Origin of the sequence: Paenibacillus prosopidis, assembly GCF_003337375.1 — a bacterium.
Taxonomy (GTDB): Bacteria; Bacillota; Bacilli; order Paenibacillales; family Paenibacillaceae; genus Pristimantibacillus; species Pristimantibacillus prosopidis.
Map to the genome: position 1 here is coordinate 110,576 of NZ_QPJD01000015.1, position 12,946 is coordinate 123,521.

Annotated in this window: 13 protein-coding genes; 3 read left to right on the top strand and 10 right to left on the bottom strand. The window is 49.8% G+C overall.

Annotated elements, in window-relative coordinates; genetic code table 11:
- Positions 1-81: 81 nt before the first annotated feature.
- The 8 genes from DFP97_RS22150 to DFP97_RS22185 all read right to left on the bottom strand — a co-directional run bounded on the left by DFP97_RS22150 (position 82) and on the right by DFP97_RS22185 (position 9,557).
- A complete protein-coding gene (locus DFP97_RS22150) occupies positions 82-474 on the bottom strand; it encodes an FxsA family protein (protein ID WP_114382425.1) in 393 nt (130 codons plus the stop codon).
- Positions 475-543: 69 nt separating this feature from the next.
- Positions 544-1,017, bottom strand: a complete 474-nt coding sequence (locus DFP97_RS22155; RefSeq protein WP_114382427.1) for an acyl-CoA thioesterase — start codon at positions 1,015-1,017, stop codon at positions 544-546.
- Between the two features lie 124 nt (positions 1,018-1,141).
- Positions 1,142-2,896 carry a pyruvate kinase gene (pyk, locus tag DFP97_RS22160; RefSeq protein ID WP_114382429.1) on the bottom strand — a complete coding sequence of 585 codons (1,755 nt, stop codon included), beginning with the start codon at positions 2,894-2,896 and terminating at the stop codon, positions 1,142-1,144.
- 93 nt (positions 2,897-2,989) lie between these two features.
- A complete protein-coding gene (locus tag DFP97_RS22165) occupies positions 2,990-4,063 on the bottom strand; it encodes an acetyl-CoA carboxylase carboxyltransferase subunit alpha (protein WP_114382431.1) in 1,074 nt (357 codons plus the stop codon).
- Positions 4,053-4,922 carry an acetyl-CoA carboxylase, carboxyltransferase subunit beta gene (gene accD / locus DFP97_RS22170; protein ID WP_114382432.1) on the bottom strand — a complete coding sequence of 290 codons (870 nt, stop codon included), beginning with the start codon at positions 4,920-4,922 and terminating at the stop codon, positions 4,053-4,055. Before accD ends, DFP97_RS22165 begins: the two co-directional genes overlap by 11 nt.
- 41 nt (positions 4,923-4,963) lie before the next feature.
- On the bottom strand, positions 4,964-5,152 hold the full coding sequence (locus DFP97_RS22175) for a glutamate decarboxylase (protein WP_114382434.1): 189 nt from the start codon (positions 5,150-5,152) through the stop codon (positions 4,964-4,966).
- A gap of 97 nt (positions 5,153-5,249) precedes the next feature.
- The gene (locus DFP97_RS22180; protein WP_114382436.1) at positions 5,250-5,741 is read right to left on the bottom strand and encodes a phosphatidylglycerophosphatase A family protein; all 492 of its coding nucleotides are present in this window, start codon (positions 5,739-5,741) and stop codon (positions 5,250-5,252) included.
- Positions 5,742-5,951: 210 nt separating this feature from the next.
- Positions 5,952-9,557, bottom strand: a complete 3,606-nt coding sequence (locus DFP97_RS22185; protein WP_114382438.1) for a DNA polymerase III subunit alpha — start codon at positions 9,555-9,557, stop codon at positions 5,952-5,954.
- Positions 9,558-9,697: 140 nt separating this feature from the next.
- On the opposite strand from DFP97_RS22185, the gene DFP97_RS22190 reads away from it, so the two are divergent.
- The 3 genes from DFP97_RS22190 to DFP97_RS22200 all read left to right on the top strand — a co-directional run bounded on the left by DFP97_RS22190 (position 9,698) and on the right by DFP97_RS22200 (position 10,924).
- Complete coding sequence (locus tag DFP97_RS22190) at positions 9,698-10,024, top strand: YtrH family sporulation protein (protein ID WP_114382440.1); 327 nt, start codon at positions 9,698-9,700, stop codon at positions 10,022-10,024.
- Positions 10,025-10,027: 3 nt separating this feature from the next.
- Complete coding sequence (locus tag DFP97_RS22195) at positions 10,028-10,546, top strand: sporulation membrane protein YtrI (RefSeq protein WP_114382442.1); 519 nt, start codon at positions 10,028-10,030, stop codon at positions 10,544-10,546.
- Between the two features lie 81 nt (positions 10,547-10,627).
- Positions 10,628-10,924: a YtpI family protein gene (locus DFP97_RS22200; protein WP_114382444.1), complete on the top strand. Its 297-nt coding sequence runs from the start codon at positions 10,628-10,630 to the stop codon at positions 10,922-10,924.
- Between the two features lie 7 nt (positions 10,925-10,931).
- Here the strand turns inward: DFP97_RS22200 and DFP97_RS22205 are convergent, their stop codons facing one another.
- Both DFP97_RS22205 and DFP97_RS22210 read right to left on the bottom strand, forming a co-directional pair.
- Positions 10,932-12,287 carry a DRTGG domain-containing protein gene (locus DFP97_RS22205; RefSeq protein ID WP_114382446.1) on the bottom strand — a complete coding sequence of 452 codons (1,356 nt, stop codon included), beginning with the start codon at positions 12,285-12,287 and terminating at the stop codon, positions 10,932-10,934.
- 93 nt (positions 12,288-12,380) lie between these two features.
- Complete coding sequence (locus tag DFP97_RS22210; RefSeq protein ID WP_114382448.1) at positions 12,381-12,854, bottom strand: hypothetical protein; 474 nt, start codon at positions 12,852-12,854, stop codon at positions 12,381-12,383.
- Between the last annotated feature and the right edge of the window lie 92 nt (positions 12,855-12,946).

The following is a 12,946-nucleotide window of genomic DNA, read 5'->3' on the forward strand; positions in this document are numbered from 1 at the left end:
GGTTTGTGCAGTATTATTCTATTCTATTATGAAGCATGACTATTATTTGCATGTTAACCTTTTGTAAAAGCGGCGTAAATATTAGAACCGGCCTATTTTAAAATTACCGTTTCTCATTCTATTCTCGATCCATTGCAGCAGTATTTGACGGTAAAACGGACGCGTCATAGGAAGCAGCAGCGTAATACCTACCATATCCGAGAAAAAGCCTGGCGTTAGCAAGAGGATACCTCCGGCAAGCACGCAGATGCCATCCAACAGCGTTCGACCAGGAATTTGTCCCGCCTGCATTTGCCGCTGAGCATCCATCCATACCTTACGTCCTTCCGCACGGGCCAAATAAGCACCGGCAAACCCCATAATAATCAATATAAAAAAAGTGGTCCACCCGCCAAGCCAATCACCAACCTGCAAAATTCCCCACAGCTCTATAACAGGCACAATAAGAAAAGCAGCTAATAACCATTTATACATGCATGACCCTCCTTAAATGTTTTGCCAAATTCATATATTTGAAGCAAAACAGACTTTATAAGCGTGTCCTTAGGTTGATTTTGTGCGCAGCAGCTCATATAATTCCGGCATCGCCTTATTTATTCGGGTAGGCTGCCATTGCGCGTTCACCCATACATGCTTCGTTCCGCCTTCCACGAGCAGCTCGCCGGGAAGCTGTTGATCTTCTGCAAGCTCTTCGGGATGGAAGTCAGACTGCGTCACCCTTCTGATTTGCGATTGAAAGGTAACCCGTACAGGAGAGCATTCCGCAATTCGTGTGCATACGAGCAAGGTATCATCATAAAGAGCGGGAAGCAAATAACGGCACTGTAAATCGACAACCGGCAGCAGTAAGCCGCCCTGCTCGATTTTTTTGTAGTCGTAGCCTGCATTCCTTATCCATTCTGTACGTCCGATTTCAAACCAAGTTACATAATTGCCGTGAAAAACGACTCCCATTTGATCGGTTTCTTGATATCTCACACGAAGCGGATGCATAAACCAATTGGATGCCGATGCCATAAAATACCTCCTTGCAATTGAAACTTGCTTAACTCGTCAGTATCTGGTTAACAAAAAGCGACGGTGAGATCACCATCGCTTTAGCTTTTGTTATATATGATTGTTACTTTATATGACTAACCAATTACAACACTTTGGATTGTCCGTGGTAGATGACGCCTGTTTCACCGTACACCGTAACTTCCATGCCATCCTTAAGCAGTTCTGTTCCACCCGAAACGCCGAGAATTACAGGAATTCCAAGATTTAAACCAACTACTGCGGCATGGCTTGTAATTCCGCCTTGCTCTGTAATTACCGCTGCCGCTTTTTCGAATGCAGGCATATAATCTTTGTCAGTAGTTACCGTAACAAGAATAGAGCCTTGTGTCGTTTTTTGAATCGCTTCCTGCGGCGTACGCGCTACAACGATTTTACCTGTTGCTATTTGGCTGCCGATACCTTGTCCTTGTGCCAAAAGCTCACCGATGTGGTGAATTTTGATTAAGTTCGTTGTACCTGAACGGCCAACAGGAACGCCGGCTGTAATCACAACTGTATCGCCGAGGCTCAGCAAGCCAGTGCTCATTCCGCCTTTAACCGCATTTTCAAACATTTCGTCGGTTGTATCTGCTTCCGGACCCAACACGGCACGTACACCCCAAATAAGGGACAGACGACGCATAACCTTCTCATCCGTAGTCACGGCAATAATCGGCGACTTCGGCTTGTACTTCGAAACCATGCGGGCAGTAAAGCCGCTTTGCGTCGATGTAATGATTGCCTTCGCTTGAAGATCAAGAGCAGAGTTAGCTACCGCTTGGCTGATTGCTTCCGTTACGGTCGTTTGCTGAGCATTTGCTTGCTTCGTGAAAATCTCACGGTATTCAAGCGAACCTTCAGCGCGTTCTGCAATACGCGCCATCGTTTGCACCGATTCCACCGGGTATCTTCCGGCAGCTGTTTCACCGGAAAGCATAATTGCATCTGTTCCGTCGAAAATCGCATTCGCAACGTCACTCGCTTCAGCGCGGGTTGGACGCGGATTGCGCTGCATGGAATCAAGCATTTGTGTAGCCGTAATAACCGGTTTGCCTACGCGGTTACATTTTTTAATCATATTTTTTTGAACGAGCGGCACTTCTTCGGCTGGAATTTCTACGCCGAGGTCACCACGAGCTACCATCAGACCGTCGGACACTTCAAGAATTTCATCGAGATTGTCAACGCCTTCTTGGTTTTCGATTTTCGAGATAATTTGGATATGCGAAGCGTTGTGACGCTCAAGGAGCTCACGGATTTCAAGCACGTCGCTTGCTTTACGAACGAAAGAAGCTGCGATAAAATCTACGCCCTGCTCGATACCGAACACGATATCGTTAGCATCCTTTTCTGTAATACCAGGCAATGAAATTTTCACGCCGGGTACGTTGACGCCTTTTTTGCTTTTGATCGGACCGCTGTTTACGATACGGCATAAAATTTCGGTTCCCTTAATTTCTTCAACAGTCAAACCAATCAAACCGTCGTCGATTAGAACAGTCGAACCAACGGATAGATCGTTTGGAAGATTGCTGTATGTAACCGGAATACGATTACGGTCACCCAAAATCTCTTCAGTTGTCAGCGTGATAGTTTCACCTTGATTGAGTTCAATCGGCTCTTCTTTCAGCTTGCCCAGACGAATTTCAGGACCCTTCGTATCAAGCAAAATGGCTACCGATGTACCGAGCTCAACATTTGCTTTACGAATGTTAATGATCCGGTTGCCGTGCTCTTCAAAATCTCCGTGGGAGAAATTTAGACGGGCAACATTCATTCCTGCATTAATTAATTTCTTTGTGTTTTCCAGCGATTCGCTGGATGGACCGATAGTACAAACGATTTTTGTTTTACGCATGCTAAGTTTCCTCCGTTTATTGCCTGATATTCTAATATATTCTGACACGATTCTCCGCTGCTTGTACAGCGGAAAATCAATTGTACATATGACTTACTGGATGGTCGGAGCCTCTTCCGGAGCTTGTTCGAGCGATTTCTCAATTTCATTGGCCGCATTTGTTGCATTCGCAGTCTGCGCATTCGGGATCGGCGCTTCCAAAGAGTGCTGTTCAGCAATTTTATACTGGCCAACCTTGCGGAATTTGTTGTAGCGATCCTCAATTAGCTGATGTTCATTTAATGGCAATAGCTCCTGCAAATGATGCCACAGCTTCTCTTTAATCTGTTCTGCTTGAAATGCTAGATCTTTGTGCGCGCCGCCTTGCGGCTCGGCAATAATATCTTCAATAACGCCAAATTCCAGTAAATCCTTTGCCGTTATTTTCATCGCTTCAGCAGCTTGATCCGCTTTGGACGCATCCTTCCATAGAATGGATGCCGCTCCGTTTGGCGATATAACCGAATAAATCGCATTTTCAAGCATGAGTACACGGTTGCCAACGCCTAGTGCCAGCGCTCCACCGCTGCCGCCTTCACCTATAACGACACAAATGATAGGCACGCCGAAGCCGGCCATCTCCCGCAAGTTACGGGCAATCGCTTCCGATTGTCCGCGCTCCTCGGCGGTGTTGCCCGGATATGCGCCCTTCGTATCAATAAACGTGATAATAGGCCGCTTAAACTTATTTGCCTGCTCCATGAATCGAAGTGCTTTACGGAAGCCCTCGGGGTGCGGGCTGCCGAAGAAACGCGCGATATTCTCGCGTGTATCCTTGCCGCGCTGATGGCCGATTACCGTTACCGGAATGCCGTTCAGCTTGGCAAGACCGCCCACAATAGCAAGATCGTCCGCAAATAGACGATCTCCGTGCAGCTCCATGAAGTCGGTAAATACCGTTTGAATGTAGTCAAGTGACGTAGGACGTTGATGATGCCGCGCCATATGCATTTTCTGAGCCGGAGTGAGTTCACTATACAGCTCGTCTTCCAGCTGCTTGCATCTCTGCTCCAAGCCCAAAATTTCTTCCGAGAAGTCAATGCCCTTCTCTACGCTGAGGCTCTTCAGTTCCGTTATCTTTTGCCGCAAATCGTTCAGCGGTTTTTCAAAAGGCAGCTCACCCGCCATAGGATGTTCCCTCCCTTACGCAATGCATATCGAGCAGCTTTGCTAACGTAGGTTTCATATCTTTGCGGTGTACGACTTTATCCAGCTGGCCGTGCTGCAAATTAAACTCCGCCGTCTGGAAGTTGTCCGGCAGCTTCTGACGAATCGTTTGTTCGATAACGATGCGGCCTGCAAAGCCGACGATTGCGCCAGGCTCGGCCAAATTGTAATCGCCCAAGCTTGCAAAGCTCGCAGAAACGCCGCCCATAGTAGGATCGGTAAAGATGGAAATAAACAAACCTCCGGCACCTTGAAATTTTGACAGCGCCGCGCTTGTTTTAGCCATCTGCATCAAGCTCAAAATACTTTCCTGCATCCGGGCTCCGCCCGAAGTTGAGAAAATAAGAAGCGGCAGCTGCTTGGCATGAGCCGCTTCAATTGCTCTAGTAATTTTCTCACCAACGACGGATCCCATACTACCGCTGAAAAAATCAAAGCTCATGACCGCTACGACAACTGGAAAACCGCCGATCGTGCCTTCTCCGGTTACGACAGCATCGCGCAGATTCGACTTACTCTTCTGCTGCTCCAGCTTACTCGCATAACCAGGGAATGATAGTGGATCGACGGATTCCATATCCGCATCATATTCTACCAGGTGCCCTTCATCGAGCGTCAATCCGATTCGTTCCCATGCGCTTAGCCGGTAATGATGGCCGCAAGAAGAACACACCTTTAAGTTTTTTTCCAATTCTTTGCTGTACTGAATCGTGCCGCACTTGGAGCACTTATTCATCAAACCTTCCGGTATATCCCGCTTGCGCGGCTCAGAAGGTATCGTCGCATATTTCTTCTTCGTAAATAAGTCCTTTATTTGCACGTGTGACACCTCTCAAGGGCGCAATAGTATAGAGCAGACCATCATAGCCGCATAATGGAGTTAAACACTTCCTGTACTTCCTCCAGCTCACCTGATGGAACCAGTATCTCATATTGCTGTTTGGACAGATTAACGGCGCGGATTTTCACTAAAAACCCTTCCTCCGTAAGCCGCTTCTTGATGTTCTCTGCTATTTTTGCTGTTGGTGCGATATAAATGACCGTCCACATCATGGTACCTCCTGAAAACTTTGCTGCCGCAAAGTTCACTTCCTAAGCATAGCTAATTCCCGGTAACAGGCCATATGATCTCATAATAATACCATAGTCATGGCGAATCCGGCAAATCATATCGGTTCGCTTTTGGGTCCTGATGAGCAATTCGAGCAGATGCGGCGGCGGCTAATCCAGCAACAAGGTCATCCAAAAATACATGAATCCGCTCACCCTTCAAATTCAATTGACGAATGATACCGGGTTTTACTTTATCCAAATATCCGAAGCTCGTCAATCCGATCATACCGTAAACATTCGTAATTCCGAGGGCTAGCGTTTCATCAACGCCGTAAAGCGACTCATCGGTTTCCATAATCGATTGAAGCGGTTCAGGCAGCAGCCGTCGTTCTGCCAATTCGTCGAGGGCAATACCTGTGTACATGACATATTGCACCTCTCGTTTGGCGAGCACCGCTCTTACACTCTCCTCGCACTCCTCCATTGTCAAATCCCCGTTATAAGGACGCTGCAGCGTATACACGATTTCCGTCACATCGTCGACAGATACTCCCCGTTTCAAGAGCCATTTCTCGATCCCTGTCATTTTAGCCCCATCCCTTCCGCAACTGCTTGTACGTTTATCTCGGAAACTGGGCAAAGCGGCCGAACAAAAGCCGCGTATCTCCAGCCGTTTCCGCTTGTATCTCTAAACATATGCGAGTACAAGCTCTGACGTGCATATGAAATGCAATTGATTGCGAGATTTTAAGGAAAGGACGGGTAACTTCGGAAAAAGGTCAGAAGCCGCAAATCTTTATTTGACAATAATAGCGCCTTCTCCCAGCAGCTCCTCGATAGCACCGATTAGCTGCGGTGAAGGCTTTACGCGATAACTGTCGCTAAGCGCGATCGACTTTTGGTCTTGTTCATAGAACAGAACGGTATCCAGTTGACCGGAATGGTCTGCCAGAAGCAATTTCAGCTTTGCCAGCACAGCAGGCTGCTCATTTGCTGCAACGATCTTGATGTAAACCCGTTGACGCTTACGCTCAGCAGGGGTTTGGCGCTGCAGCGCAGCTTGTTCCGCTTGGACTTGTCCTTGCGGTGCATGACCTTGTGAAACCGCCCGCACTGCTGCTGCCCCCCCAGTTGCCATGCGTGCTGCGCGAGCTTGCGCTTGCTTCTGCAGCCTCCGAACCTGCTCCGCAAGATCCTGCCCAGGGAGCCCAATCGGGACGACGTCCTCAACGATCAGCTTATAATCGTCATCCTGCTGCTGAACGGTCCCCTGCACGATTGCCAGACCGCCCTTCTCGAGCTTGCTCCCGCACCGTTTCCATACCGACGGAAACACGACCGCTTCCACACGCATAATACGATCCTCTAGCTCAAGGAAACCCATTGCATGACCCTTCTTATTCGTAAACGGCTTCAGCGAGACGATCATCACGCCGACGATCGCGACCGCTCCGTCCTTCGCATCGCTTAGCTCGACTAGTCGATCGAGACCAAGGTGCGCCAGCTGCTGCTCCGCATCATCCAGCGGATGCCCGGACAAATAAAGTCCAAGCAGCTCCCGCTCCAGATCCAGCTTCTGTCCGGTCGTATAAGGACGCACATCAGGCAGCTCGACATCCCAATTTTGCACCTCGTCGAAGCCGAACAGCTCAATCTGCAGCTCTTCGCGTTCTTTACGCCATTTAACGGCGGTTTCCACCGTTTCCTCAAGCGCTGCAAGCAGCTGAGCCCGGTGTCCGGGAAGCGAATCACATGCTCCCGCTTGAATAAGCGATTCCAGAACCCGTTTATTCACGACGCGCAGATCGACCCGCTGGCACAAATCCAGCAAGCTGCCGAATGGCCGCTCGCTGCGCTCCTTTTGCAGCGCTTCAATCGCCTGCGTACCGACATTCTTGATTGCCGCCAGCCCGAAGCGAACGGCTTTGGCCTCGGGTGTAAAGGAAACACTGCTTTCATTCACGTCAGGCGGCAAAACTTCGATGCCCATGCGTCGGCATTCGTCCACATATTCAGCTGTTTTACGCTGGTTGCCGGTCACTGATGCCAGCATGGATGCCATAAAAGGAACGGGATAATGGGCTTTCAACCATGCGGTCTGGAACGCAAGCACGCCGTAGGCCGCCGCATGCGCCCGAGGGAAGCCGTAATCGGCAAATCGCACAATCATATCGTATACATGGTTTGCATCCGACTCTGAATAGCCCTGCTCCAGACTTCCCTTCACAAAGTGGGCCCGTTCCTCATCGAGCACCTCCCGCTTCTTCTTGGAAACGGCTCGCCGCAGCAAATCCGCTTCCCCAAGCGAGAAGCCTGCCATCAATGATGCGATTTGCATAATTTGTTCCTGATACACGATAATGCCGTACGTATCGGCAAGCAAAGGCTCAAGCGTAGGATGAGGATACTCGACGTTTACAAGCCCGTGCTTGCCTTGAATATACTTCGGTATAAACTCCATTGGGCCCGGGCGGTACAAAGCGAGCACCGAGACGATATCCTCGAATTCGGTAGGCTTCAAATCGCGCAGGACGCGCCGCACTCCCGCTGACTCCAGCTGGAATATCCCCGTCGTATCGCCGCGGCCAAGCATCGTATACGTTTCGGGATCGGCATCGTTAATCAAACGAAAATCGATCTCTTTACTATACAGCTCTTTTACCCAGTGCAGCGTCCGCTCCAGTATGGACAGCGTGCGCAAGCCGAGGAAATCCATTTTGAGAAGTCCGATCGCCTCCAGATGCTCCATCGAATATTGCGTCAGTGGTATGCGTTCGCTTCCCGTTTGAAGAGGTGCGTAATTGGTCAGCGGCTCTTGCGAGATGACTACGCCTGCCGCATGCGTCGAGGCATGACGCGGCATCCCTTCCACCTTCAGCGCCATTTGCATCATAGCAGCCGTCTTCGGCTGTCGCTCGCATGCTTCGCGCAGATCCGCGCTGACGCGTTGCGCCTCTTCAAGCGTAATGCCGAGCTGGTTCGGAATGAGCTTAGCCGCACGGTCTACCTCCTGAAACGGAACGTTCATCGCCCGGCCGACATCCCGCACGGCAGCCTTCGCTGCCATCGTACCGAACGTAATAATTTGCGCAACGTGCTCTTCCCCGTATTTGGCAGCGACATAAGCGATGACCTCATCACGGCGCTCGTCATTGAAGTCAATATCGATATCCGGCATAGATATGCGTTCAGGATTCAGAAACCGTTCAAACAAAAGCTTGTACTTTATCGGATCCACATCGGTAATGCGAAGTGTGTAAGCAACCAAGCTCCCGGCAGAAGATCCTCTTCCCGGACCTGTTCGGATTCCGCGTTCATGTGCGAACCGTATGAAATCCCAGACGATCAAAAAATAATCGCTAAAACCCATTTTTTCGATAACAGACAGCTCGTACTCAAGGCGTTTTTCCGCTTGTATACGAAAGTCCGCATCAGTCGCCCATTCAGAAAGACCGGCATATCGTGCGGTCAAGCCATCGCGGCAAAGAACTCTCAAATATTCCGCTGAGCTCATTCCTGCCGGCACCGGTCTGAATACCGGTAATGGGGCGCGTCCAAGCTTCAGCTCGAAGTCGCATTTCTCCGCGATTTCCACCGTATGCTCCAGCGCTTCCGGAACATGGCGGTACAGCATCCCCATTTCGTCCGCGCTTTTCATATACAGCTGATCTGTCAGCATGCGCATCCGGTCGGCATCGTCAACCGTTTTGCCTGTTCCGATGCAAAGCAGCACATCCTGCACGGCTGCGTCCTCAGCCCGCAAATAATGAACATCGTTCGTAGCCGCCAGCTTGATGCCGGTCTCGCGTGCAAGCTCGATCATCGCGGAGGCCACCTTCTTCTGATCCAGCATGCCGTGATCCTGCAGTTCCAAATAGAAGTCGTCTCCGAAAATATCCTGGTAGCGCAATGCGGCCCGCCGCGCTTCATCACGGCGGTCATGCAGCAGATGCTTCGATATTTCGCCTTTCAGGCAGGAGCTTAAGCAGACCAGTCCTTCCGAATGCTCCCGCAGCACATCCAGATCGATTCGCGGCTTGTAATGGAATCCTTCCAAATGACCGATCGAGCTAAGCTTCATCAGGTTCCGGTAGCCGGTTTCATTTTTGGCGAGCGCAATCAAATGATAGATAGGGTTATCCTTGCGCGTCCCTTTGTCAAAGCGTGATCCGGTCGTTAAGTACAGCTCGCAGCCGATTATAGGCTTGATGCCATGAGCCCGGCAAGCGCGGTAAAACGGCACTGCTCCGTACATGACGCCGTGATCGGTCAGCGCGAGCGCCTTCATGCCAAGCTCTGCGGCTCTCGCCGCAAGATCGCGGATTCTCGCGGCGCCGTCGAGAAGGCTGTATTCGCTGTGGACGTGCAAATGCACGAAAGTTTGTTCGTTATTACCGCTCATCGCATCCGTTCCTTTCCGCTTCGTCCAATTAAGTTAGCTCTATTTTATCATAATAGAGCAGGACACGCCCATAGAATGGTAGTAGAGCACAAGCTATCGAAGTGGGCGTTGCTTCGCAAAACTTTATAGGAGGTCTAATGATGAGTTACTTTCTGTCCAAGGCGGGACTTGATTTCTTCATAGCGTTCGGTGTAGTCATAGGAGGATCGATGCTGGCGGGGATAGGATCGGTATTCATGCTGCTGCCGCCTGGTGATACCATGCTCGATACGGCAGCAAGGCTGAAAATATGGGCTATTGTAGCTGCCATAGGCGGATCGATTGATCCTGTTCGTGTCATTGAGAGCAACATCACTGCTGGTCAATTGTCGCCTGCCGCACAGCAGATCTGTTTTATTATCATTGCTTTTCTTGGGGCGCATTTAGGAACGGAGCTAGTCCGGCTAATTTGTAAGGGAGCCGCTTAAGCCATGCGGGTGCCGCCGTTTGAACGTTACGTGAAAGGAATGCAGATGTTTGGAGTGTTGTTGCTGGGCATTATTATCGGGGCGGTCATATATAATTCTATTTTTATGGCGCGATTTCAGGCCTTGATAACTTTGAAGAGTGAACTGGAGGTACAACTGGAGCAATACGAGCAGGATATAAAAGGGTTAAAGCAATTCAAAAATCAGCATACAGTCATCAAAAGCGTGCTTCCCCGTATCGAAAAGGAGACCGGTCAAAAGTCTGGCAGGCCGAATCTCGATCAAGTAACGGAAGCCGAGCTGATAAAACGAATAAAAGAGGATCTAAGCAGCTTTCTTGGTCGAAGCATATATGAAATAGATTCCGACGCAAGGCTGGCGCGAACGCTGCTGGAACGGAAAGTGTACAGCGACGTGAATAACAAAGACTACAGCATTGAAGTGAAGACTGCACTTGTGGTAGATAACGCCCTGCAAGTGTGGGTTGCGGTCCGCAACTATGCGAAGCCTCCTTCTTCCTAAGCGCGCAGCAGCTTTTCGTGATACAATAGATGCTGATTTCACTATGCTGCATTAACGCATAAATAAAGGAGCTGCTTCACAATGGATCAACTTATACAATGGCTGTTAGCGCCAGGCATCCTAATTTCACTTGTGTTCTCGGTCATTTTCAGCTTCAAATCACGCCGTTCCGCCGATGCCAGGATGCGCGGCATATATGCTGCCAGAATGAATATTTGCATGGGCATCATGCTGCTGATTATCGCATTGGTCCAGCTGTTTCTATCAGCCGAGTCCACTCTCCGAATTGTCATAGGCGCCTTGTTCATGGTGCTCGGGGTGTTCAATCTATTTGCTGGCCTCCGCAACCTTAGCCTATATCGCACCATGAAAAGCTAGACGGCCATCAATAGGGATCAATCATTTGGGCCGTCATCATCGCCTTGGCGGCCAATCCTTGCGGGTCCAAAACTTCGATTTCCAGCTTCGTAAATTTGCGGCTCATTTCCAGCGCCCTCGGTATGATCGAAATTTCACTGTCAATATGAACCGGCCTAACAAAATAAGTGGTCATGCTCTCAAGCAAATAATCACGCTTCGCAGTTTCCCGGATCATTCTCCGCGCTGCCTGCGTCATTAATGTGGCGAGCAGCCCCTCCGAGACCATTCCGAGCGCTCCGGACATTTGCGGCGTAATCGACCCTTTGTAAGCAATGCCTAATTCATCTTGACCGTTTACGCTTGTTGAAGCCATAAAGCCCGTCCACATTAAGTCCTCGAAGGTTTCTCCCGATTCAGGCTGCTTGCCTGCAAAACGCATCGCATCCAGCACTTCCTGTCTTGTAACGACGCCTAGCAGCTTACGGTGCCTATCTACAATCGGCAGCAAATCGATCCCCTCCGCTGCCATTGTGTGCGCTGCCGAAGTAACGCTAATGTTAGGTGCTGCCGTGATCGGCTGCCGCGTCATCAGCTTGTCGACGACGGTATCTTCAGGCGAGCCTACAGCATCCTTAGCCGTCATCATCCCGACAACCCTGCTTCTCTCATCAACTACAGGAAAACGGGAATAGCCGGTCTCTTGCGAAAGCTTGTGAAAGTTCGATACGGTATGTCCACTTTGCAGAACGTCAGCAGGGCGGCTGAACGTTACGATATCCTCAATCAGCATAATTTTCCGTTTAATAAGCCGGTCGTACATCGCACGGTTAATCATCGAAGCGACCGTAAAGGTATCATGGCGGGATGACAAGATTGGCAGCGACCGTTCGTCGGCTAGTTTGATCACTTCCGGGCTTGGCTCAAAGCCGCCCGTAATCAGAACGCCAGCCCCCTCCTCGAGCGCGCAACGATGCGCACCGACACGGTTACCGACAATAAGCAGGCTGCCCTCGTCAATATACCGCAGCATCGCATCGAGCTCCATTGCACCGATAACGAACTTATGCAGCGTTTTCTCTAGTCCTGCCGCACCTCCGAACAATCGGCCTTCAACAATTTCCGCCACCTCGCCGAAGGTAAGCTGATCCAGCGCCTCCCGCCGTTTCCGGTCGATCCGCACGGTCCCGATACGCTCCTTCGTGCTTACTATTCCGGAGCTTTCCGCTTCCTTGAACGCTTTGTATGCGGTGCCTTCGCTAACGCCAAGCGCTTTGGCAATTGCCCGCACCGAAATTTTCGTCCCAATCTTCAGGCTCTGTATATAATGTAAAATTTGTTCATGCTTCGTTCTGGTCTCGTTCCCCGGTCCGATTGGATCCATTGCTATTCCTCCGTCCAATAAACAATCGTCTTCTTCCTATTATAGGAGAAAGCGGGGAGCAAGTCATGTTCATTCCCGTTCTCTATCTAATAATTAAAGATGCCATTGAAGAAGCACCTGCTCTATCTTTAGCTTCCCGTCGACCAATTCGCCGCCCGCGCCCTTCAGCCTCCATTTTTTGAACAGCTGCTGAATCGTCTGCACATTAATCGCGTCTTCCGCACCGGACATAATAAAAGACTGCCAATCATATTCGATCGGTAGGGGATAGCGCAATGCTTGAATAGGAAAATGATTGATTTCAATCGTTTGGGGTGGAATTTCTTCATAGGCGCTGGAAAACAAAAAAGAGTTGTGTTCGCTGTATGGTCTTGAAATAGGATCAGATTGGAGCTCGAGCACGTATTCCACGATTTGGGTATGCGGATTGACGCGGCAGCTGAAGGAACCGCGAGCCGTTGCGGCTTTGTCAATACGATGTGACAATCGATAAGTGAATCGGACAAGGAAGGGAACATTGCAATAATATGCGCGGACTTTTCTAAAAAACTCGAATTCGTCAACCACTCTGCCAGCCTCCTCGCATCCACATAATCGCAATTTATTAATGCTATTACTTTCTATAAAATTGGTAAATTCACCCTATAAAGGCAATGATA